Origin of the sequence: Rahnella perminowiae, assembly GCF_019049695.1 — a bacterium.
Taxonomy (GTDB): Bacteria; Pseudomonadota; Gammaproteobacteria; order Enterobacterales; family Enterobacteriaceae; genus Rahnella; species Rahnella perminowiae.
Map to the genome: position 1 here is coordinate 141,272 of NZ_JAFMOT010000181.1, position 21,166 is coordinate 162,437.

Here is a 21,166-nt window from a genome sequence, read left to right on the forward strand (position 1 = left end):
CCCATTCCCCTGACCCCCGCTTGCCGGGGGTTTTTTATCTCCACGGTGAGTCATGGCCACTATCGAAGAACAGATCAATCAGTTACGCACTCAGTTACGCCATCACGAATATCAATATCACGTTCTGGATGCCCCGGAAGTGCCTGACGCCGAATATGACCGCTTAATGCGCGAGTTACGTGAGCTGGAAACCGCGCATCCTGAACTGGTCACTGCAGATTCACCGACGCAGCGCGTGGGCGCGGCACCGCTTTCCGCATTTGAACAGGTCAGGCATCAGATACCGATGTTGTCGCTGGACAACGTATTTGATGAAGAAAGCTATCTGGCATTTTATAAACGTGTTCAGGATCGTCTGAAGACGTCAGAACCGCTGACTTTCTGCTGCGAGCTGAAACTTGACGGGCTGGCAGTGAGCCTGTTGTATGAAAATGGCGAACTGGTGCAGGCCGCCACACGTGGCGATGGCACGACCGGTGAGAATATTACGGCCAACGTGCGCACAATACGTGCCATCCCCCTGCGCCTGCATGGCGACAATATTCCTGCACGTCTTGAGGTGCGGGGTGAAGTGTTTATGCCACAGCCTGGCTTTGAAGCGATGAACGCTGAAGCACGCCGTACCGGGGGCAAAGTATTTGCTAACCCGCGTAATGCTGCTGCAGGTTCATTACGTCAGCTTGATCCGCGTATCACCGCCAGACGTCCGCTGACTTTCTTCTGCTACGGCGTGGGTCTGCTGGAAGGGGGGGAGCTGCCGCGTAGTCATCTTGCCCGCCTGCAACAATTCAGGGCCTGGGGTTTACCGGTCAGCGATCGTGTGCGTCTTTGCACCGGCAGTGATGAAGTGCTGGCGTTTTACCGTCAGGTTGAAGCGGAACGTCCATTGCTGGGGTTTGATATTGACGGCGTGGTCGTGAAAATTGATTCGCTGGATATTCAGGAAGCACTGGGTTTTGTGGCGCGGGCACCGCGTTGGGCGACAGCGTTTAAATTCCCGGCGCAGGAACAGATTACGCGGGTGAAAGATGTCGAGTTCCAGGTCGGGCGCACCGGTGCGATCACGCCGGTCGCACGTCTTGATCCCGTGCTGGTTGCGGGTGTGATGGTCAGCAACGCAACGCTGCATAATGCTGATGAAATCGAACGTCTGGGCCTGCGTATCGGCGATACCGTGATTGTCCGCCGTGCCGGTGACGTTATCCCACAGGTCGTGGGCGTGGTGCTGGATGAACGTCCGCAAGATGCCCGTGAAGTGGTTTTCCCGACGCATTGTCCGGTCTGTCACTCCGATGTCGAACGTGTCGAAGGTGAAGCGGTAGCGCGTTGTACGGCGGGTCTGATTTGTGGTGCACAGCGTAAAGAAGCGCTGAAACATTTTGTCTCCCGCCGGGCGCTGGATGTTGATGGCATGGGCGACAAAATCATCGATCAACTGGTCGAGAAAGAATATGTCAAAACGCCGGCGGATCTGTTCCGGCTGACGGCGGGTAAACTTACCGGTCTGGATCGCATGGGACCTAAATCGGCACAGAACGTGGTTACTGCGCTGGAAAAAGCCAAAGAAACCACGCTGGCCAGATTCCTGTATGCGCTGGGCATTCGTGAAGTGGGCGAAGCCACAGCCGCTAACCTTGCCGCGCATTACGGCTCGGTTGAGGCGCTTAAAGCGGCAGATATTGAGTCGCTGAAAAGCGTGCAGGATGTCGGCGATGTGGTGGCTAAACATGTGGTCAATTTCCTGTCGGAAGAACATAACCAGCAGGTGATTGATGAGCTGTTAAGCCCTGAAATCAATATTCACTGGCCGGAAGTGCAGGTCATTGTGCCGGAGGAAATTGGCAGTCCGTTTGCCGGTAAAACCGTGGTACTGACCGGTTCGCTTTCGATCCTTTCACGCGATGAAGCCAAAGATCGTCTGACCGCGCTGGGGGCAAAAGTCTCCGGCAGCGTGTCGAAGAAAACTGATCTGGTGATTGCCGGTGAAGCGGCAGGATCCAAGCTGGCGAAAGCACAGGAACTGGGTATTGAGGTGATCGACGAGGCGGAAATGATCCGTCTGCTGGGTGAGTAAAGCATGGAAAAAGAAGATCTGATGCAGATAGCCAATACGGTCATGCCGTTCGGTAAGTATGCCGGACGCGTGCTGATCGACCTGCCGGAAGAATATCTGCTGTGGTTCGCCCGTAAAGACGAATTCCCGCAGGGGAAACTGGGTGAACTGATGCAACTGACGCTGGCGATCAAAAGTGAAGGATTGCAAAGCCTGATCAATCCGCTGCGTCGTCATGGTCCGGGGCTGGGTGGCACCGACGAGTAACGGTCCGTCTACCCGATGTAGAAGGCGCTGATGTCAGCGCCTTTTTTCTGCCTGTTATTCGCCTGCGCTATTCAGTGACAGGCGTTTGTTTGAGCGCCGATTCCTGCTGCTTTTTCTGATAACGTTTCGCCAGCACCGCACAGGTCATCAGCTGTACCTGATGGAAAATCATCAGCGGCAGCACCATCATACCAATGGCACTGACCGGAAACAGAATATTCGCCATCGGAATACCGTTCGCCAGACTTTTCTTCGAGCCGCAGAATACGATAGTGATTTCATCGGGTTTACTGAAGCCCATCCAGCGTGCCATGTAGGTGTTAATGACCAGAATAAAGGCCAGCAGTACCAGACTGAACACCAGGATAAACAACAGTGAGCCGACACCGACCTGATGCCAGATCCCCTGAGTCACGGCTTCACTGAAAGCGGAATACACCACCAGCAAAATCGATGTCTGGTCGGTTTTGCCAATCATTTTACGGTGGCGTTCGACAAAGCCGCCAATCAGCGGACGCAGCAAGTGTCCGGCGACAAACGGCACCAGCAGTTGCAGCACAATATGCCAGACCTGTGCTAAACCATTCCCCGTTTCCCCCTGTACATGCATCAGCAGGCTGACCAGCAACGGTGAAACAAATATCCCCAGCAGGCTTGATGCGGAAGCACTGCACACCGCTGCCGCCACGTTGCCGCCCGCCAGTGAGGTAAACGCAATCGCCGACTGCACGGTGGCAGGCAAAATACACAAATACACAAAGCCGCTGTAAATTTGCGGGCTGACATCCACCGGATGCCACCACTGAAAAAGCAGCCCGAGGATCGGGAATAAAATGAAAGTGCTGAACATCACCCATAAATGTAAACGCCAGTTATTGCTGCCCTGAAAAATAGCTTCGCGTGAGAGTTTTGCGCCATGCATGAAAAACAACAGACCAATGGCGAAAATGGTCAGGTTATTGAAGAAAGCGACAAATATGCCGCTGGCCGGGAAGAATGTCGCCAGCAGGACAGTGGCGATAAGTGTCAGGGTGAAGCGATCAGGTAAGAAGCGCATAGCAGGTCTCGGAAAGGTTGTCTCTGAATGCGGCTATTTTGTGCTTTTCCGATATAATTAAAAAATTGATTTATTTAATCCATTAATGCAGAAAATTCATGAATTATTCACTCAGACAACTTCGCGTGTTCGTGGCGGTTTCACGCTATGGCAGTTTTAGCCGGGCAGGGGAAGCGATAGGGTTAAGCCAGTCGGCTGTCAGCCACAGTATGAAAGAACTGGAAGCTGAAATGGGGGTACGCTTGCTGGACCGCACAACGCGCGAAGTCGTGCTCACCGACGCCGGTCTGCGCCTGGCGAATCGTGTCGAGCCGTTGCTCGACGAACTCCACGCCATGCTGCTTGATACCCGCAGCTTTGGCACACAGCACAATGGCCGGGTGCGCATTGCTTCAAGCCAGACGATTTCGGCGCAACTGATGCCACAATGTATCTCCAGCGGCGAGCGACAGTATCCTGAGATCAGTATCCTGCTGCGTGACCAGGCGCAGCAACTGGTACTTCACAGCGTCAGAAATGCGGAAGTGGATTTCGGCATTGTGATTGATCCGGGTGAAAGCACCGACCTCGACTGCGAGCCTATTTTGCACGAGCCGTTTTTACTGATGTGTCGCGAGGATCACCCGCTGGCGGCGCTGGCGGAAGTTGAATGGCAGGCGCTGAACGGCCAAAAACTGGTGCTGCAGGATTACGCATCAGGAAGCCGGATCCTGATTGACGGCGCACTGAAAGCGCAGAAAGTGGATACCATGATCGCCCAGGAAATCGGCCATCCGGCCACTTTATTCCCGATGGTTGAAGCCGGGATGGGCATCAGTGTGATCCCGGCGCTGGCTTTACCCATGCCGCAAGGGAGTCGTCTGGTGGTGAAAAATCTGGTGCCGGAAATTAACCGGGTACTGATGTTGGTCAAACGTAAAAACCGGTCGTTATCACCCGCTGCGCAGGCTATCTGGCAGGTGGTGAAAGAGCAGGCGAACTTATTGCGGGAAAAACGCAGCCAGCAGGGAATGTACGGACTCTGATACCTTGCCGGCTGTTTCAGGCTTTAACTGCGGTTACACGTAAATATCGACAGCATTGGTTTCTGAGGGCTTATTCACGCCTTCGTCTTTCTTCATTTCGGCGGCGGCTTGTTGTTGCTGCTGTTGCTGAAGCGCTTTCTGAGCCTGCTGTTGTTGAATCTGAGCGATTTGCTGTTGCAGCAGTTCGATTTGCTGCTGCAGGAGTTCTTGCTTTTGCTTAACTGTGTCAGCATCTTCGCCTGAACCGCCCAGACTTTTGAGCTGTTCAGTCAGTTTGGTAATCTGCTTAGTCAGTTTTGCAATCTGGCTGGCACTGCCTGAGTCACTGGTGGACGCGGAGCCCACCGAACTGCCAGTCGCGCTGATAGTTGTCATAAAAAGCCTCACTTAGTAAGAATAAAATTTTGCACGTAAGCGTGCGTAACAGATATCGGCAGTAATCAGAGAGGCTTTACCGGCTTTTCATATTCCTTACAGTATTTATGGTTTTTATTCGATTCACGCTTTCACGCTGAGCTTCGGCCACCGGCTCAGCCAGCCTTTGCTGCGGACCCGTTCGGCAAAAACGGCGGGGATCGCATGGCGCGGGTTTGGCGTAATACTGAAAGCAAACAAAGCCTCCAGTCCCAGCGGCGCGTTCAGCTCGATTTGCCCGTCAGTATTCATTCTTGCGCCGATAGCGGTTTCCACTTCCACCCAGTAGCTCATTGCCTCAGCGCTGGAGACATAAGGCGTATGACCGTGACGCTCGTGCATGCGGGCCTGATTTTTCACTGACCAGGGGAGATCGGGCGAATTCGCTTTCAGATGTTGTTCATAGCGTTTGTCAGTCTGTGCCGAACAATCCTGAGGATTGAAATATACCAGGTCGATATCATTAAGCGGTGTGGCCTGTATATAGCCGTGCAGCCGATCCCAGACCAGATTCCGGACAAATCCCGCCGCCAGCCACCCGTCGTTAAGACCCAGTGCATGTGCCTGCGTCAGCGCCTGCAAGTGAAGCGGTTCCTCTCTGAGCCAGGTAATGATTCTCTGTTCCAGGGTCGCCATACGATGTTCTCCTTTTTGCACATCTTCGTTCTGAGAAGCCAAAGTGTAGCGCCATTTGGTGACACTTTTTCAACGCACCATTTCGGAGATGCGGTTGACTGCAGCGCGCTAAAATGTGGCAAATCTCCCCGGAATACGGCTCCGGACCGCATTTGCTCAGGGCTTCTTAAGTGGTACAGCCTTTGCAACATCAACCTTTGTAACACCAGGAATGGGCAAGGCTGTCACATTTTCTCTTCTTACAGAATTGATTTACCACCGGGCAGGGGATCATTTATGCAAACCACGAAAGTCGCACCCGTTTTAAAACGTACACTGGGGAGCTTTAAACTCTGGGGCATCGCTGTCGGACTGGTAATCTCCGGCGAATATTTTGGCTGGAGTTATGGCTGGGCGCAGGCAGGCACGCTGGGCTTTCTTATCACCGCACTGGTGATAGCGGCCATGTATTGTGCCTTTATTTTCAGTTTTACTGAACTCACCACATCGATTCCGCACGCCGGCGGGCCTTTCGCTTACGCTTACCGTGCGTTCGGGCCCACCGGTGGATTTGTGGCGGGTTTTGCCACGCTGGTGGAGTTTGTCTTTGCACCGCCCGCTATCGCGATGGCGATCGGCGCGTATCTCAATGTGCAGTTTCCGGCCATTGAGCCGAAATGGGTGGCTGTAGGCGCGTATCTGGTATTTATGGTGCTCAATATTCTTGGTGTCAGTATTGCCGCCACCTTTGAACTGCTGGTCACGTTACTGGCGATTTTCGAATTGCTGGTCTTTATGGGCGTGGTGGCACCCGGTTTTGAAATGTCGAACTTTGTTCACGGCGGATGGGCGGGCAGCGACACTTTCAGCCCGGCGGCGTTTTCCGGCATCTTTGCGGCCATACCTTTTGCCATCTGGTTTTTCCTGGCCATAGAAGGCGCATCAATGGCCGCAGAGGAGGCAAAAGATCCGCAGCGTACCATTCCGAAAGCCTTTATCGGCGGTATTCTGACCCTGACCGTTCTGGCGCTCGGCGTGATGTTGTTTGCCGGTGGTGTGGGCGACTGGACCAAGCTGTCGAACATTAACGACCCCTTACCACAGGCCATGAAACTGATTGTCGGCAGCAACAGCGGCTGGCTACACATGCTGGTCTGGCTGGGGCTGTTTGGCCTGATAGCCTCTTTCCATGGCATTATCATGGGATATTCCCGGCAGATCTTTGCGCTGGCCCGGGCGGGTTATTTGCCTAAACGACTGGCCAGCGTCAATGCCCGTTTCCAGACACCGCATCTCGGTATCATCGCCGGGGGCGTTGTGGGCATTGCGGCCATTTTCTCAGATTCACTGATCGTCATCGGCGGCCAGCCGCTGACGGCCAATATCGTGACGATGTCGGTATTTGGTGCCATTGTGATGTACATCATTTCTATGGCTGCGCTGTTTAAGCTGCGTCGCAGCGAACCGAATTTAATCCGCCCGTTCCGTGCGCCGCTCTATCCTTTTGCACCGGCGCTGGCGCTGGTACTGGCTGTTGTCTGTCTGATCGCTATGATTTACTACAACACCTTACTGTTTCTGATTTTCGCCGCCATGATGTTGCTGGCGTATGCCTGGTTCCGCATCACCCATCAGGCGCGAACGGATGCTGCAGAAGATCCGCAATTACGTGGCCTGCGCCCGGTGCCCGCTAAAAGCAGCAAATAATCCGGTGCGCTAAGGAGTGTTATGTTTCAGACGACATTAAGTCACCGACGCTATCAGTTTAAGGATTTACGCGAACTGATGGCAAAGGCGTCGCCCGCACGGTCAGGTGATTATCTGGCTGAAGTGGCTGCCGCCAGCGCCGAAGAGCGGATGGCGGCGAAAATGGCACTGGCCGATGTGCCGCTCAAAACCTTTCTGCAACAATTACTGGTGCCGTATGAGGATGATGAGGTCACGCGGCTGATTGTCGATACTCATGATGTCGCGGCGTTTGCCGCGATCTCGCATCTCACCGTCGGAGATTTCCGCGACTGGCTGCTCAGTGAGAAAACGGACAGTACGGTGCTGGCTGCGGTTGCCCGCGGGATTACGCCGGAAATGGCGGCAGCTGTCAGCAAGCTGATGCGTAATCAGGATCTGATCCTGGTGGCTAAAAAATGCAGAGTGATCACTCAATTTCGCAACACTATCGGATTGCCTGGTCACATGAGCGTGCGCCTGCAACCGAATCATCCGACCGATAACTTACAGGGCATTGCCGCCAGTATGCTTGACGGCTTGCTCTATGGTTCCGGCGATGCGGTAATCGGCATCAATCCCGCTAGCGACAGTTTACCGTTGCTGGAAAATCTCAATTACATGCTTGATGACATCATCACGCGCTTTGACATCCCTACGCAGTCCTGTGTTCTGACCCATGTTACCAACACCATCAAACTGGTGGAGCGCGGCGCGCCGGTGGATCTGGTGTTTCAGTCAATTGCAGGCACTGAAGCGGCGAACAGCGGGTTTGGTATCAATCTGGCATTGCTGGCGGAAGCGCAACAGGCGGCACTCAGCCTCAGGCGTGGGACGCTCGGCGACAATGTGATGTATTTCGAAACCGGGCAGGGGAGTTGTTTATCCGCTAATGCACACTTCGGGATAGATCAGCAAACCTGTGAAGCGCGGGCATACGCGATTGCACGGCATTTTTCACCGCTGCTGATCAATACCGTGGTGGGGTTTATCGGGCCGGAATATCTGTATGACGGCAAGCAAATCATCCGTGCAGGACTGGAAGACCATTTCTGCGGCAAACTGCTGGGCGTACCGCTGGGTTGCGATGTCTGTTACACCAACCATGCCGAAGCCGATCAGGATGATATGGATACTTTACTGACGCTGCTTGGCACCGCCGGACTGACATTCCTGATTGGCGTACCGGGCGCGGATGACATCATGCTCAATTATCAGAGCACTTCTTTCCATGATGCGTTATATATCCGCGAATTACTCGGGCTGAAACATGCGCCGGAATTTGCCGTCTGGCTGGAGAAAATGAAAATTATTGATCCGCAGGGCGCCTTACAGGATACCCGCGCGTCCCATCCGTTACTGCGTCAGTTACCGCAACTGAGCTGAGGTTGGCGTTGATGAACAATGAAAAAGGGCAGGGCTTATCGTCCGTGGTACATAATAACCCCTGGGAAACGCTGCGTCAGTTTACTGCCGCACGTATCGCGCTGGGACGGGCAGGGTCGAGTTTGCCCACAGAAGAGCTGCTACGGTTTGGTTTAGCGCATGCGCAGGCGCGTGATGCCGTACATCAGCCCTTTGACAGCCAGAAGCTTGAACCCGAACTTTATGCGCTGGGGCTGGAAACACTGACCGTTGCCAGCGCGGCTCCGGACAGGGCGACCTATCTTTGTCGTCCTGATCTCGGGCGCAAATTGTCAGAAACCAGCCGTCAGGCATTGCAGCAGCTGGCACCGGAGCCGGCAGACGTGATACTGGTCATTGCTGATGGTCTGTCATCGAAAGCCGTGCACCGCCAGGCCGTACCCTTGATTGCGGCGTTATTGCCGTATCTGCGTACGCTGGAGCTGAAAATCGGGCCGGTGGTACTTGCGCATCAGTCGCGGGTGGCACTGGGCGATGATATTGCGCAGGTGATGAAAGCGAAGGCTGTGGCGATTTTGATAGGAGAACGCCCGGGATTATCCTCTCCCGACAGTTTAGGTATTTACATGACCTGGGGGCCGCATACCAAAAGGCTGGAATCGGAAAGAAATTGTATTTCCAATGTGCGGCCGGAAGGGCTCAATTATCCTCAGGCCGCTTTTAAACTCGCCTGGCTGCTTGAGCAGTCCTTCCATCGCCAGCTGTCGGGCGTGAATTTGAAAGATGAAAGCGATAACCCGGCGCTGCACAACAAAGTCGTGCCGATGTTTAAATTAAAATAGGGGGAAAGAGGGGGAGAGAGGCTCGAACCAGCAGCTGGTTCGCCTCCATCACGGTTAAAGTTCCGGAGTACAGATGCGAAAAAAGCGCCTAAAGGCGCTTTTCTCTGAATTGGTGGGCCGTGCTGGATTCGAACCAGCGACCAATTGATTAAAAGTCAACTGCTCTACCAACTGAGCTAACGGCCCGCAGAAGTGGTGGGCGATGACGGGCTCGAACCGCCGACCCCCTCCGTGTAAAGGAGATGCTCTACCAACTGAGCTAATCGCCCACTTCTGGGTACTTCCCTCGGTAAGAAGAAATGTGCTGAGAAATGGTGGGCGATGACGGGCTCGAACCGCCGACCCCCTCCGTGTAAAGGAGATGCTCTACCAACTGAGCTAATCGCCCATTTCTCAATTCTTCCTACTTATCACAACGCGGCACTCTTAAAGAGTGGTGGGCGATGACGGGCTCGAACCGCCGACCCCCTCCGTGTAAAGGAGATGCTCTACCAACTGAGCTAATCGCCCCCGTCGTGATGGAGTCGCATTATAGGGATACTTGAAATTACGTCAACGCTTTTTAAAAACAAAAATGTTCGTTCGGCTTATTTTTAGTCAACCTGACGGGTTTCTCGCCCCCGTAGTCGATTCTTTACGCATTCATGGCCTTAAACCACGCGACTGCCTCTGGTTGTGCGTTGAGGAATCAGGGCAGAGTGGTAGAATGTCTGCCACTTTTTGTTAATTGATAGCGACGTTTTTTTGGCGTTGCGTGATTAAGGTTGCACCCGGATGAAAATCAAAACCCGTTTTGCCCCAAGCCCGACCGGCTATCTGCACGTCGGTGGCGCCCGTACCGCGCTCTATTCCTGGCTCTTTGCCCGCAACCTTGGCGGTGAATTTGTGCTGCGTATCGAAGACACCGATCTCGAACGCTCCACCCAGGCTGCTATTGACGCGATTATGGATGGCATGAACTGGCTGAATCTGGACTGGGATGAAGGCCCGTATTTCCAGACCAAACGTTTTGACCGTTATAACGCGGTGATTGATGAGATGCTGGAAAACGGCACGGCTTATAAATGCTATTGTTCTAAAGAACGTCTGGAAGCGTTGCGTGAGGAACAAATGGCGAATAACCAGAAGCCTCGTTATGACGGACATTGTCGCGACAGCCATGAACATCACGCGGCCGATGAGCCGTGTGTCGTGCGTTTTCGTAACCCACAGGAAGGTTCGGTTATTTTTGACGACCAGATCCGCGGTCCGATCGAATTTAGCAATGACGAGCTTGATGATCTGATCATCCGCCGTACCGATGGTTCCCCGACCTATAACTTCTGCGTTGTCGTTGATGACTGGGATATGGAAATCAGCCATGTTATCCGTGGTGAAGATCACATCAACAATACTCCGCGCCAGATCAACATCCTGAAAGCGCTGGGCGCACCGGTACCGGTTTATGCGCACGTTTCAATGATTCTGGGCGATGACGGTAAAAAACTGTCTAAACGCCACGGCGCGGTAGGCGTGATGCAATACCGTGATGACGGTTATCTGCCCGAAGCCCTGCTGAACTATCTGGTGCGTCTGGGCTGGTCTCATGGCGATCAGGAAATTTTCAGCCGTGATGAAATGAAAGCCCTGTTTTCACTGGAAAACGTCAGCAAATCAGCCAGTGCGTTCAACACTGAAAAACTGCAATGGCTGAACCACCACTACATTAATACGATGGATCCGCATTATGTGGCGACCCATCTGTTGTGGCATGTGGAGCAGGCAGGTATCGAAACCCGTAACGGCCCGCAACTGTTCGAAATCGTCACCCTGCTGGGTGAGCGCTGCAAAACCCTGAAAGAAATGGCCGAGTCCTGCCGTTACTTCTATGAAGATTTTGCAGAGTTTGATGCGGATGCGGCGAAGAAACATTTACGTCCGGTTGCGCGCCAGCCGCTGGAAGTGGTGCGCGCCAAACTGGCTGCAATCACTGACTGGACTGCTGAGAACATTCACCACGCGATTCAGGGCACAGCGGATGAGCTGGAAGTGGGGATGGGTAAAGTAGGGATGCCACTGCGCGTTGCGGTAACCGGCGCAGGTCAGTCACCGGGTGTTGACGTCACCGTTCATGCTATCGGTCAGCGCCGTGTGCTGGCGCGTATCGATATGGCATTAGCCTTCATTGCTGAGCGTGAAACACAAGCGCAGTAATGTCCGCTCAGTAGCTTGTTAAAAAGAGTCGTAAAAAAGCCAGCACGGGAAACCGGCTGGCTTTTGTATTTCCGTAAAACGTAAGCGTGAAAACGGCTTAATTAACGTTGTTCAGTCGCCGGTGTTTCAACGGTCGGACGGTAGGCCAGGAAATACATCAGACCAACGAAGCCTGCACCCCCTACAGCGTTACCGAGGAAGACGGCCACGAAGTTAGGCAGATATTCTGACCAGCTCAGCGCACCGGCAAAGATTGCTGCAGGCACGATGAACATATTTGCCACCACGTGCTGGAAGCCGATGGCCACGAACGCCATAACCGGGAACCACATACCGATCACTTTGCCGCCCACTTCTTTACTGGCGAAGGCCAGCCAGATTGCCAGACACACCAGCCAGTTACAGCCGATACCAGAAATGAACGCGTGCATGAAGTCTGCATTGACCTTCGCAGTGGCGGTTGCCACGGTTTTGCTCAGGAAAGCCCCTTCCGTCAGCCCCAGAACGTGACCGAAGAAATAGGCCACGGCCAGACTGCCCAGCAGGTTAGCGACAGTCACCCAGAACCAGTTGCGCAAAACAGCGTAAAGGCTGATCTGACGCGCGAACCAGGCGATAGGTAAGGTCATCATATTACCGGTCAGCAGTTCTCCCCCTGCTAATACAGTCAGAATGATGCCTACCGGAAACACAGCAGCGCCCAGCAAGTTACTGAATGAACCCCAGGAAGCAGGTAATGTCCCTATTACATGCAGATCCAACAGGAAACCGGTGGCGATAAAGGCGCCAGCCAGGAAGCCCAAAATTAACAAATTCAACACGGTGGCGCGGCTTTTATTAACGCCCGCTGTGACGGCGATGGAAGCGATTTCTTTAGGTGAATACAAGGACATGGGAGTGCTCGAATGGTTTAAGTTATGATTATTGCGCGAGCAGTCTATTCTGAGATTTATCTCAAAACAAGACGATTTTCATAGTCTGCTAACATTCTATTAATTATTCGGACATAGATGTTAAGGAAATGCGTAAGCAGATCAGAAAGCTAGGAATCGTGCGGGCTGGCGGGTGTTTTGTAAAACAAAGTGTCTGTCTGAAAATTTCCCTGAAGAAAGGTGTTTTTTGCCGGAGGGATGAGGGATTTGACGGCTTTTTCAGCGCTTGAATTCAGAAACGGATTTAGCCGTTGACAGGGGTAGCGACGTTTCATATTATGCGCCCCGTTCACCCGTTTTTACGGGCATGAATTGGGGGTATAGCTCAGCTGGGAGAGCGCTTGCATGGCATGCAAGAGGTCAGCGGTTCGATCCCGCTTATCTCCACCAACTTCCTTTCCAGAGCAAGTTGGCTGTTTCCTTCCCAGGGAAACAAAAAGTAAACAGATACAACCTCGTGTGGGGGTATAGCTCAGCTGGGAGAGCGCTTGCATGGCATGCAAGAGGTCAGCGGTTCGATCCCGCTTATCTCCACCAAATATTAAAGAAACCTGCTTCGGCAGGTTTTTTGCTTTCCGGGGTTTGTGATTTTCCTTCCGGTTTTCCTGCCTGAATTGCAGACATAAAAAAAACCCGCCGAAGCGGGTTTCTTGTCGTTCTGTATTGGCTTACTACGCCAGTACCAGACCTGCGATAGAAGCAGACAACACGCTGACCAGCGTTGAGCCGTACAGCAGTTTCAGACCGAAGCGTGAAACCACGTTGCCCTGATGTTCGTTCAGACCTTTAATAGCACCTGCAACGATACCGATCGAGGAAAAGTTCGCGAATGACACCAGGAACACGGACAGGATGCCCACGCCGCGAGGTGACAGCTCAGTTGCGACTTTTTGCAGATCCAACATCGCAACGAATTCATTGGAAACCAGTTTGGTTGCCATGATGCTGCCGACTTGCAAGGCTTCGTGGCTTGGCACACCCATCATCCATGCGAACGGATAGAAGACATAACCCAGCACGCCCTGGAAGGTGATACCGAATACCACGTCAAACAATGCATTCAGGCAGGAGATCAGTGCGATGAAACCAATCAGCATGGCTGCAACGATGATAGCCACTTTGAAACCCGCCAGGATATATTCACCCAGCATTTCAAAGAAGCTCTGGCCCTGATGCGTATTACCGATTTGCAGGTCTTCTTCTGAATCAACTTTATAAGGGTTGATCAACGACAGTACGATGAAAGTACTGAACATGTTGAGCACCAGCGCAGCAACAACAAAGCGCGGTTCGAGCATGGTCATATACGCACCCACAATCGACATAGAAACCGTCGACATTGCTGTGGCTGCCATGGTGTACATACGTTTTTCAGACATTTTGCTCAGAATATCTTTATACGCGATAAAGTTTTCTGACTGACCCAAAATCAGGGAGCTGATGGCGTTGAAAGATTCCAGTTTTCCCATGCCATTAATTTTCGACAGAACCGTACCGATAATACGGATGACGAAAGGCAGTACACGAATGTGTTGTAAAATACCGATAAGTGCAGAAATGAACACGATCGGACACAAAACTTTCAAGAAGAAGAACGCTAATCCTTTATCGCTCATGCCTCCAAATACGAAGCCGGTCCCTTCCGCAGCGAATCCTAATAATTTCTCAAACAAGTCTGAGAAGCCTTTCACAAAACCTAAACCAACAGAAGAATTCAGGAAGAAGTAGGCTAATAAGACTTCGATGACCAGCAGCTGAACAATGAAACGTAAACGGATATTTTTCCGGTCACGGCTCACCAGTAAAGCGAGTGCAGCGACAACGGCCAACGCTAATACAAAGTGCAATATTCGGGACATGGGTGCTCCAAATTAGAGGCAGGCTATATTTCGACGGACATTTTATGTAACGCGTACATTTAAAACGTGAAGTCGATTGCAAATATAGAAATTACAGACACGAATTGCAACAAATCACGGCTCATCACACAAAAAATCAAGATGTTAATAAAACTAAGCACAATTAGCATTCCTGTGCTAGTTTTATCATGTGCCGTAATGCATTCTGAATCTGGCCCGTTAATGTCTGTTTTAGGAAAGTACGATGCGTCTGGCTTTCTGAAATCGGGTGAGCGAATCACCTCTCAGTTATTACCTTCCCGCTTACAGCTGCTGCCTATCAGAGCAATCACTCAGATCATTCTAAATGCACTTGATAATCATTATCAATTAGATATGATTGATGTAAGCGTAATAATTGTAAGGGTTAACTAACTATGCTGAACAGCCGGGCCGAATCCACAGGCCGCGCGTCCAGAAAGATGAAGCTTTCACTGATGGGGCCGGCTTTTATTGCCGCCATCGGTTATATCGATCCGGGCAACTTTGCGACTAATATTCAGGCCGGAGCCTCTTACGGTTATCAGTTGCTGTGGGTGGTGGTATGGGCCAACATCATGGCGATGTTGATCCAGTTGTTGTCTGCCAAACTCGGTATCGCCACCGGCAAAAACCTGGCCGAACATATCCGCGATCGTTTCCCGCGTCCGGCTGTCTGGGCTTACTGGGTGCAGGCGGAAATTATCGCGATGGCTACCGATCTTGCCGAATTTATTGGTGCCGCCATTGGCTTTAAACTGCTTCTCGGGGTATCGCTGTTACAAGGCGCGGTGCTCACCGGGATTGCGACCTTTATTATCCTCGGGCTGCAAAAACGCGGGCAAAAGCCGCTGGAACTGGTGATCGCCGGTTTGCTGCTTTTTGTCGCGGCGGCGTATATCGTTGAGTTATTCTTTTCGCAACCGAGCATGGTGGCGCTGGGCAAAGGCATGTTGATCCCTGCACTGCCAACCGCCGATTCAGTCTATCTGGCTGCCGGTGTACTCGGTGCGACCATCATGCCGCATGTCATCTATCTGCACTCCTCGCTGACTCAGCGGGGCGGTAAAGCCTCTAAAGCGCAGCGTTATTCAGCCACCAAGCTGGATGTCGGCATTGCCATGACTATTGCCGGTTTCGTGAATCTGGCGATGATGGCGACAGCCGCAGCGGCATTTCATTTCAGCGGACACAGTGGGATCAGCGAGCTGGATGAAGCCTATCTGACGCTGCAACCATTGCTGGGTCACGCTGCTGCGACTACCTTTGGTCTGAGTCTGGTGGCTGCCGGTTTATCTTCAACAGTGGTCGGTACGCTGGCCGGGCAGGTGGTGATGCAGGGGTTCGTGAAATTCTACATTCCGCTGTGGGTTCGCCGTACGGTGACCATGATGCCGTCTTTTATTGTGATCCTGATGGGATTAGATGCCACACGCATTCTGGTGATGAGCCAGGTCTTGCTGAGCTTCGGGATTGCGCTGGCGTTGCTGCCGTTGCTGGCTTTTACCGGTAACCGCAGCCTGATGGGTGATATGGTGAATACGAAAACCGTCCAGTGGGCGGGCCGGGTCATCGTGCTGATCGTCGTCAGCCTTAACCTCTATCTGCTGATCGGTATGTTGAAATAACGCCTGCTCAGCGACAGACAAACAAAAACGGGACAGTTTGCGCTGTCCCGTTTTTGTTTGTTTTATTCAGTTGATTAATGGCGGTGGTCGCCATGCCCGCCGCCCCGGTGATCATCATGGCCGTGCCCCCGGTCATGTCCCCGACCCCGATCCGGCCCGCGGCCGTGATCATAATGCGCACGCCCGTGGTCGCTGTAATAATAACGCGGCGGTGGCATCGGACGACGTGGCGGATGGCGTTCGTTCCACCAGCCATGATCGCGCCAGCGATAACCATCCCAGTAATAGCCGCGCGGGCTGCGTGCACCATAGTGGTGGCCCCGATAGCCGTTCCACCAGCTTGGGTTACGCCAGTCATAGCCGTCCCAGTAATAACCCCGCCTGTCGCGGTCACCGATATTGATAGAAAGGCCCGGCGTATTCAGGCTGAAACTGCTGGCCTGCACGGTGGGTACCGCCGCAGGGAGCAGGGCAAAGAACAAAGTCGCAAAAAGTACCGGTTTTAACATGTGTGGCCCCAGATTCCTTATAATTTATGCTGACAGTTATAAGGGGAAGCGGACACCGGTTCTATTGCTTACAATCCTGTTTTGAATGATTTACGCGCCTTAACGGTTTGCTTACGAAGCCTCCATAAAGGCGCGTTTTTTATACTGAAGAGTAACCGCTTACACTAAAATCCCTTCAATAGCCGCCAGTTCTTCTGCGCTGAAATGGCGATGTGAGACCATGCCCACGGCGTCGTCGATCTGGCTGGTTTTACTGGCGCCAATCAGGACAGACGTCACGCGGTCGCCCCGCAGAACCCAGGCCAGCGCCATCTGCGACAGTTTCTGACCACGTGCCTGGGCAATCTCATTCAGCTTACGCACTTTCGCCAGTTTCTCTTCTGTCAGTTGATCCGCAGTCAGGAACTTGCTGTCACTGGCCGCACGGGAATCTTCAGGAATACCTGCCAGGTAACGGTCCGTCAGCACGCCGCCCGCCAGTGGCGAGAAGGCGATGGAACCCACGCCGTTATCCGCCAGCGTATCCAGCAAATCCGCCTCCACCCAGCGTTCGAACATCGAATATTTCGGCTGATGGATCAGGCATGGCGTGCCAAGTTGCTGCAAAATCTCAAACGCTTTTTTCGCGCGTTCTGCCGGATAGTTCGACAAGCCGACGTAAAGCGCTTTGCCCTGACGTACGATTAAATCCAGCGCCGCCATCGTTTCTTCCAGCGGCGTATCAGGATCAGGACGGTGATGATAGAAAATATCCACATACTCCAGACCCATGCGTTTCAGGCTCTGATTCAGGCTGGCGACCAGATATTTTTTTGAGCCCCAGTCTCCATACGGGCCGTCCCACATGGTGTAACCGGCTTTGGAGGAGATAATCAGCTCATCGCGGTAGGGCAATAAATCTTCCTGCAGGATGCGGCCGAAATGTTGTTCCGCAGAACCCGGAGGCGGGCCGTAGTTATTAGCCAGATCGAAATGGGTAATCCCATGGTCAAAAGCATGGCGGATGAGTTTGCGGCCATTTTCAAAATGCGCGTTATCGCCGAAGTTATGCCACAGGCCAAGAGAAACGGCGGGTAATTTCAGACCGCTCCGGCCGCAGCGACGGTATTCCATATTCTCGTAACGGGTTGGACTGGCTTGATACACCATGTGAGTCCTTATAATCAATTCAGGAGTGAACAGAAGGTAATAACTTCATAAAAAAACCATTTTAGTGTATGCGCTTTCACAAGCATTTCCAGCTAATCAGATCACATCCGGAACAATCCTTACGCGTAGAGAGATTGATTACCGTGACTATTCTTCCTGCATATTATCTTTACTGCTGAATCCGCTTTCCTGCCTTAACGCAGTGCAGGGGTGTAACTCTGCGTTGCCATGCCTTATTTCGGATAATTAATATCCTCTTCCCCGGTTTGGGGTAATACTTAAATTAGTGGGATTAACTGTTTACTTTATTTTTAACAGAGGATCGTCATGGATAATGAATATACCGTAGGTGACTATCTCTTGGACCGCTTATCATTAAGCGGGATCTCCGAGTTGTTTGGCGTACCGGGCGACTACAATCTGAAATTCCTCGACAGCGTGATCAATCATCAGCAAATCACCTGGGTCGGCTGTACCAATGAATTAAATGCTGCCTATGGCGCAGATGGTTATGCGCGTATTAAGGGTCTGGCGGCGTTGCTGACCACATTTGGTGTCGGTGAACTGAGTGCGCTGAATGGCATTGCCGGCAGTTATGCGGAATATGTGCCTGTCGTGCATATTGTGGGCGCACCAGCGCTGACGTCTCAGCGTAAGGGGGAGTTGCTGCATCACACGCTGGGAGATGGTGTATTCACCCATTTCGCACGGATGTCCGCGCCGGTCAGCGTGGCGCAGGCGTCCCTCACACCGGAAAATGCCCTGGCTGAAATCGACCGTGTCATTGAAGAGGTCATGTACAACTCGCGGCCGGGGTATCTGTTGCTGCCCAGCGACGTGGCCGCATTGCCGGTCAGTACCCGGGCGCAGGCGTTACCTGTGCGTCAGCCGCCTTTCTCACCTTCTTCTCTGGATGCTTTTGTTGCTGCTGCTGAAACGCAGTTGCGGGGCGCAAAACGGGTTTCACTATTGGCAGATTTTCTGGCAGACCGTTTCGGGGTTAAAGCTGCGCTGGAACAGTGGATGGAAGACGTGCCGCTGGCGCATTCAACATTGCTGATGGGCAAAGGTTTATTTAACGAGCAACAGGCGCATTTTGCCGGTACTTATTCCGGGGCCGCCAGCGCACCATCAACGAAAGACGCGATTGAAGGGGCCGATGTGGTGATCACGGTCGGGGTGAAATTCACTGACACCATTACCGCCGGTTTTACCCAGCAGCTTCCGTCCGGAAAATGTATTGACCTTCAGCCCTTCTATGCCCGGGTAGGTGACCAGATTTTCCACCAGCTACCGCTCGAAAAAACGGTCAGCGTGCTGCACCGGCTTACCGCTGAGCTGGCTGGCACCCAGACACCCTATCCCGTTAAACATAATAGCTTGCCGTTGTCGCACGATAACAGCCTCGGGCAATATGCCTTCTGGCAACAGATTCAGGATTTCCTGCAACCGGGAGATGTGCTGGTCGCTGAGCAGGGCACGGCCTGTTTTGGTGCGGCAGCGCTGAATTTGCCGGAAGAGTGCCAGTTTGTCGTCCAGCCTTTATGGGGATCTATCGGTTTCACGCTGCCCGCTGCGTTTGGTGTACAGATCGCCGTACCTGAGCGCCGTGTTGTGCTGCTGATTGGCGACGGATCTGCACAGCTTACCCTGCAGGGATTAGGTGCCGCGATCCGTTACGGTCTGCCACCGGTTATTTTTGTGATTAATAATGACGGTTACACCGTTGAACGGGCAATCCATGGTGAAACCCAGCGCTATAACGATATTGCACAGTGGAACTGGACACAGTTCCCGGCGGCCTTCGGAGGGACAGAAGTGTTCAGCGCGCGGGCGGATTCGCCGCAGGCGCTGAAAGAAGCGATAGAGAAGGCCACCGCACGGCGGCAGATGGCCTGGATAGAAGTCATTTTGCCGAAGATGGATATTCCTGACTTGCTTAATTCAGTGACTAAATCACTGGCGAAGCGTAACTCAGGGCAATAGATCAGTGTCCGGTGACGGCGGGTTAGTCAGTTGGTCGATGAACCACCAGCCCGCCGGACCGGGCTGATTGTTTTTACTCCAGACTGCATCCACGGAAATTTGCTTCGGCCAGCCGCGTAACGGCAGGCTGACAAGCTTGTCATGGCCAAACTGTTGCACCAGCCAGTGCGGCAGTATCGCCCAGCCAAACCCCTGTTCTGCCATTTCCAGCAACATCAGATAGCTTGGCGCTGACCAGATTTGCCCCTGTGTTTGCGGCATTTCACGGCGGCTATAAGGTTGCAGGCAAAGCTGGCGGAAGGTATGCAACTGTTCCGGCTGCAGACCTGTGGTGTTTGCCAGCGGATGCTCACGGCTGCAAAACACCGACATGTCCGTTTGTTCCGGTAAACGTGCTACGCCGATGTCCGGCGGATAATGATCCTGCACTTCCACCATACCAATATGGGCGCGGCCGGACTGTAACAGGTCAATCACATCCTGATCTTCGGCGATCTGACATTCAAATTCGATATCGGGGTAACGGCGCTCAAACCGACGCAGCAGCGCCTCGTGGTGGGTCGGCTGATAAGTGTCCGACAACACGAATGTCAGGCGGGTTTCGACCTGTGCCGACAAACGTATCGCCAGTTCATCAAGCCGCTCGCTGGCCGCCAGAATAGCCTGAACGTGACTAAGTACGCGTTGACCGGCCGGTGTCAGCACCGGCTGACGGCTCTGGCGGTCAAACAGCGTTAGGCCCAGATCCACTTCCAGATTGGCGATGGCTGTACTGACGGTAGACTGACTCTTGCGCAGCTTACGTGCCGCTGCTGAGAATGATCCGGTATCGGCCGCTTCGACAAAAGCCATCAGGGCTTCCGGTGAATAGCGCATCCTGTGCTCCTTCTGGTTTTAACCCATCTATTTTACCGATACTTCCTATCTTTTATCTATCTTATTTACTGATGATAATAGCCGCCTGTGACAGCCGTCACGTAGCAGTTCACCTAACAACGATCAGAAATCAGGCAGGTTTTTATGGCTAAGCAAACACGGAATATCTCGCAGAAAACGTTCGGCGAACGCATTTTTCATGCGGTAGGTTTCGAAATTCTGGCTGTGCTGATTTCAGCCCCCGCCGCAGCCTGGGCGCTGAACAAACCTGTCTGGGAAATGGGCGCACTGGCGATCATGTTGTCGACGACAGCGATGGTCTGGAACGTTGTCTATAACAGTCTGTTCGACAAATTCTGGCCAGTTTCCCGGGTGGTGCGGACATTTAAAACCCGCGTGGCGCACGCGCTGGGCTTCGAAGGTGGATTTATCATGATTGGTCTGCCGGTTGCCGCGCTGTGGCTGGGGATCGGGCTGCTGGATGCCTTGATGCTGGAAGTGGGATTCTTTCTGTTCTTCCTGCCGTATACCGTGGTCTACAACTGGGTTTACGACACGTTGCGTCAGCGCTGGGTGAACCGCCGTCTGGCCGCAGAAGATTGCCCGGCCAGACGTTGATCCGCGTTACTGAAGGTACAAAAAGCCCGCCGGCA

18 protein-coding genes and 6 tRNA genes are annotated in these 21,166 nt (G+C 53.0%); 12 read left to right on the forward strand and 12 right to left on the reverse strand.

The features are described 5' to 3' along the window. Positions 1–52 precede the first annotated feature (52 nt). Complete coding sequence (gene ligA / locus J1781_RS16505; RefSeq protein WP_217233899.1) at positions 53–2,074, forward strand: NAD-dependent DNA ligase LigA; 2,022 nt, start codon at positions 53–55, stop codon at positions 2,072–2,074. A 3-nt stretch (positions 2,075–2,077) separates the two neighbouring features. Beyond that, positions 2,078–2,320 carry a DUF3820 family protein gene (locus J1781_RS16510; protein ID WP_217233900.1) on the forward strand — a complete coding sequence of 81 codons (243 nt, stop codon included), beginning with the start codon at positions 2,078–2,080 and terminating at the stop codon, positions 2,318–2,320. Positions 2,321–2,387: 67 nt separating this feature from the next. Here J1781_RS16510 and J1781_RS16515 read toward each other — a convergent pair whose 3' ends face one another. Then, positions 2,388–3,377 carry a bile acid:sodium symporter family protein gene (locus J1781_RS16515; RefSeq protein WP_217233901.1) on the reverse strand — a complete coding sequence of 330 codons (990 nt, stop codon included), beginning with the start codon at positions 3,375–3,377 and terminating at the stop codon, positions 2,388–2,390. Positions 3,378–3,475: 98 nt separating this feature from the next. Here J1781_RS16515 and J1781_RS16520 point away from each other — a divergent pair, with 98 nt between their 5' ends. After that, the gene (locus J1781_RS16520; RefSeq protein ID WP_217233902.1) at positions 3,476–4,402 is read left to right on the forward strand and encodes a LysR family transcriptional regulator; all 927 of its coding nucleotides are present in this window, start codon (positions 3,476–3,478) and stop codon (positions 4,400–4,402) included. A gap of 33 nt (positions 4,403–4,435) precedes the next feature. Here J1781_RS16520 and J1781_RS16525 read toward each other — a convergent pair whose 3' ends face one another. Continuing rightward, on the reverse strand, positions 4,436–4,777 hold the full coding sequence (locus J1781_RS16525; protein WP_129952206.1) for a FlxA-like family protein: 342 nt from the start codon (positions 4,775–4,777) through the stop codon (positions 4,436–4,438). Between the two features lie 123 nt (positions 4,778–4,900). Further along, complete coding sequence (locus J1781_RS16530; protein ID WP_217138985.1) at positions 4,901–5,452, reverse strand: nucleotidyltransferase family protein; 552 nt, start codon at positions 5,450–5,452, stop codon at positions 4,901–4,903. Positions 5,453–5,728: 276 nt separating this feature from the next. On the opposite strand from J1781_RS16530, the gene eat reads away from it, so the two are divergent. From eat to eutC, 3 genes are read left to right on the forward strand one after another with little or no spacing between them, the layout of a single operon-like run. Continuing rightward, entirely contained in the window at positions 5,729–7,138 is a 1,410-nt protein-coding gene (gene eat, locus J1781_RS16535; protein WP_129952208.1) for an ethanolamine permease, read from the forward strand. 21 nt (positions 7,139–7,159) lie between these two features. After that, positions 7,160–8,542: an ethanolamine ammonia-lyase subunit EutB gene (locus J1781_RS16540; protein ID WP_217138986.1), complete on the forward strand. Its 1,383-nt coding sequence runs from the start codon at positions 7,160–7,162 to the stop codon at positions 8,540–8,542. A gap of 11 nt (positions 8,543–8,553) precedes the next feature. After that, positions 8,554–9,363 carry an ethanolamine ammonia-lyase subunit EutC gene (eutC, locus tag J1781_RS16545; protein WP_217220024.1) on the forward strand — a complete coding sequence of 270 codons (810 nt, stop codon included), beginning with the start codon at positions 8,554–8,556 and terminating at the stop codon, positions 9,361–9,363. Between the two features lie 110 nt (positions 9,364–9,473). On the opposite strand, the gene J1781_RS16550 is transcribed toward eutC, so the two are convergent. The 4 genes from J1781_RS16550 to J1781_RS16565 all read right to left on the reverse strand — a co-directional run bounded on the left by J1781_RS16550 (position 9,474) and on the right by J1781_RS16565 (position 9,873). Further along, positions 9,474–9,549 (reverse strand) — tRNA-Lys (locus J1781_RS16550). Positions 9,550–9,556: 7 nt separating this feature from the next. Further along, positions 9,557–9,632: transfer RNA gene (locus J1781_RS16555), tRNA-Val, on the reverse strand. A 43-nt stretch (positions 9,633–9,675) separates the two neighbouring features. Then, a tRNA-Val gene (locus J1781_RS16560) sits at positions 9,676–9,751 on the reverse strand. Between the two features lie 46 nt (positions 9,752–9,797). Continuing rightward, positions 9,798–9,873 (reverse strand) — tRNA-Val (locus tag J1781_RS16565). A gap of 264 nt (positions 9,874–10,137) precedes the next feature. Here J1781_RS16565 and gltX point away from each other — a divergent pair. Continuing rightward, positions 10,138–11,556, forward strand: coding sequence for a glutamate--tRNA ligase (gene gltX / locus J1781_RS16570; protein WP_217158570.1), 1,419 nt, complete (start codon positions 10,138–10,140; stop codon positions 11,554–11,556). 101 nt (positions 11,557–11,657) lie between these two features. Here gltX and J1781_RS16575 read toward each other — a convergent pair whose 3' ends face one another. Next, positions 11,658–12,449 (reverse strand): formate/nitrite transporter family protein, encoded by a 792-nt coding sequence (locus tag J1781_RS16575; RefSeq protein WP_013574448.1) that lies wholly within the window; start codon positions 12,447–12,449, stop codon positions 11,658–11,660. A 353-nt stretch (positions 12,450–12,802) separates the two neighbouring features. Between J1781_RS16575 and J1781_RS16580 the strand changes: the two genes are divergently transcribed. Both J1781_RS16580 and J1781_RS16585 read left to right on the forward strand, forming a co-directional pair. Then, positions 12,803–12,878, forward strand: a tRNA-Ala gene (locus tag J1781_RS16580). Between the two features lie 71 nt (positions 12,879–12,949). Beyond that, positions 12,950–13,025: transfer RNA gene (locus J1781_RS16585), tRNA-Ala, on the forward strand. Between the two features lie 134 nt (positions 13,026–13,159). On the opposite strand, the gene J1781_RS16590 is transcribed toward J1781_RS16585, so the two are convergent. Beyond that, entirely contained in the window at positions 13,160–14,347 is a 1,188-nt protein-coding gene (locus J1781_RS16590; RefSeq protein WP_013574449.1) for a NupC/NupG family nucleoside CNT transporter, read from the reverse strand. A gap of 416 nt (positions 14,348–14,763) precedes the next feature. Here J1781_RS16590 and J1781_RS16595 point away from each other — a divergent pair, with 416 nt between their 5' ends. Further along, complete coding sequence (locus J1781_RS16595; protein WP_217138989.1) at positions 14,764–15,993, forward strand: Nramp family divalent metal transporter; 1,230 nt, start codon at positions 14,764–14,766, stop codon at positions 15,991–15,993. Between the two features lie 74 nt (positions 15,994–16,067). Here J1781_RS16595 and J1781_RS16600 read toward each other — a convergent pair whose 3' ends face one another. After that, a complete protein-coding gene (locus J1781_RS16600; protein WP_037038488.1) occupies positions 16,068–16,502 on the reverse strand; it encodes a DUF2502 domain-containing protein in 435 nt (144 codons plus the stop codon). Between the two features lie 159 nt (positions 16,503–16,661). Continuing rightward, positions 16,662–17,651: an L-glyceraldehyde 3-phosphate reductase gene (mgrA, locus tag J1781_RS16605; RefSeq protein WP_129952213.1), complete on the reverse strand. Its 990-nt coding sequence runs from the start codon at positions 17,649–17,651 to the stop codon at positions 16,662–16,664. Positions 17,652–17,978: 327 nt separating this feature from the next. Between mgrA and J1781_RS16610 the strand changes: the two genes are divergently transcribed. Further along, positions 17,979–19,637: an alpha-keto acid decarboxylase family protein gene (locus J1781_RS16610; protein ID WP_217233903.1), complete on the forward strand. Its 1,659-nt coding sequence runs from the start codon at positions 17,979–17,981 to the stop codon at positions 19,635–19,637. On the opposite strand, the gene J1781_RS16615 is transcribed toward J1781_RS16610, so the two are convergent. Continuing rightward, the gene (locus tag J1781_RS16615; RefSeq protein WP_129952215.1) at positions 19,626–20,513 is read right to left on the reverse strand and encodes a LysR family transcriptional regulator; all 888 of its coding nucleotides are present in this window, start codon (positions 20,511–20,513) and stop codon (positions 19,626–19,628) included. The genes J1781_RS16610 and J1781_RS16615 overlap by 12 nt on opposite strands. Before the next feature lie 144 nt (positions 20,514–20,657). Here J1781_RS16615 and J1781_RS16620 point away from each other — a divergent pair, with 144 nt between their 5' ends. Beyond that, positions 20,658–21,131 carry a multidrug/biocide efflux PACE transporter gene (locus J1781_RS16620; RefSeq protein ID WP_217233904.1) on the forward strand — a complete coding sequence of 158 codons (474 nt, stop codon included), beginning with the start codon at positions 20,658–20,660 and terminating at the stop codon, positions 21,129–21,131. Positions 21,132–21,166 lie beyond the last annotated feature (35 nt).

What these genes read in the sequence shown, in the direction of transcription:
- ligA (WP_217233899.1), top strand. Translation starts at nt 53, where the DNA reads ATGGCCACTATCGAAGAACAGATCAATCAGTTACGCACTCAGTTACGC.
- J1781_RS16510 (WP_217233900.1), top strand. Translation starts at nt 2,078, where the DNA reads ATGGAAAAAGAAGATCTGATGCAGATAGCCAATACGGTCATGCCGTTC.
- J1781_RS16515 (WP_217233901.1), bottom strand. Translation starts at nt 3,377, where the DNA reads ATGCGCTTCTTACCTGATCGCTTCACCCTGACACTTATCGCCACTGTC.
- J1781_RS16520 (WP_217233902.1), top strand. Translation starts at nt 3,476, where the DNA reads ATGAATTATTCACTCAGACAACTTCGCGTGTTCGTGGCGGTTTCACGC.
- J1781_RS16525 (WP_129952206.1), bottom strand. Translation starts at nt 4,777, where the DNA reads ATGACAACTATCAGCGCGACTGGCAGTTCGGTGGGCTCCGCGTCCACC.
- J1781_RS16530 (WP_217138985.1), bottom strand. Translation starts at nt 5,452, where the DNA reads ATGGCGACCCTGGAACAGAGAATCATTACCTGGCTCAGAGAGGAACCG.
- eat (WP_129952208.1), top strand. Translation starts at nt 5,729, where the DNA reads ATGCAAACCACGAAAGTCGCACCCGTTTTAAAACGTACACTGGGGAGC.
- J1781_RS16540 (WP_217138986.1), top strand. Translation starts at nt 7,160, where the DNA reads ATGTTTCAGACGACATTAAGTCACCGACGCTATCAGTTTAAGGATTTA.
- eutC (WP_217220024.1), top strand. Translation starts at nt 8,554, where the DNA reads ATGAACAATGAAAAAGGGCAGGGCTTATCGTCCGTGGTACATAATAAC.
- gltX (WP_217158570.1), top strand. Translation starts at nt 10,138, where the DNA reads ATGAAAATCAAAACCCGTTTTGCCCCAAGCCCGACCGGCTATCTGCAC.
- J1781_RS16575 (WP_013574448.1), bottom strand. Translation starts at nt 12,449, where the DNA reads ATGTCCTTGTATTCACCTAAAGAAATCGCTTCCATCGCCGTCACAGCG.
- J1781_RS16590 (WP_013574449.1), bottom strand. Translation starts at nt 14,347, where the DNA reads ATGTCCCGAATATTGCACTTTGTATTAGCGTTGGCCGTTGTCGCTGCA.
- J1781_RS16595 (WP_217138989.1), top strand. Translation starts at nt 14,764, where the DNA reads ATGCTGAACAGCCGGGCCGAATCCACAGGCCGCGCGTCCAGAAAGATG.
- J1781_RS16600 (WP_037038488.1), bottom strand. Translation starts at nt 16,502, where the DNA reads ATGTTAAAACCGGTACTTTTTGCGACTTTGTTCTTTGCCCTGCTCCCT.
- mgrA (WP_129952213.1), bottom strand. Translation starts at nt 17,651, where the DNA reads ATGGTGTATCAAGCCAGTCCAACCCGTTACGAGAATATGGAATACCGT.
- J1781_RS16610 (WP_217233903.1), top strand. Translation starts at nt 17,979, where the DNA reads ATGGATAATGAATATACCGTAGGTGACTATCTCTTGGACCGCTTATCA.
- J1781_RS16615 (WP_129952215.1), bottom strand. Translation starts at nt 20,513, where the DNA reads ATGCGCTATTCACCGGAAGCCCTGATGGCTTTTGTCGAAGCGGCCGAT.
- J1781_RS16620 (WP_217233904.1), top strand. Translation starts at nt 20,658, where the DNA reads ATGGCTAAGCAAACACGGAATATCTCGCAGAAAACGTTCGGCGAACGC.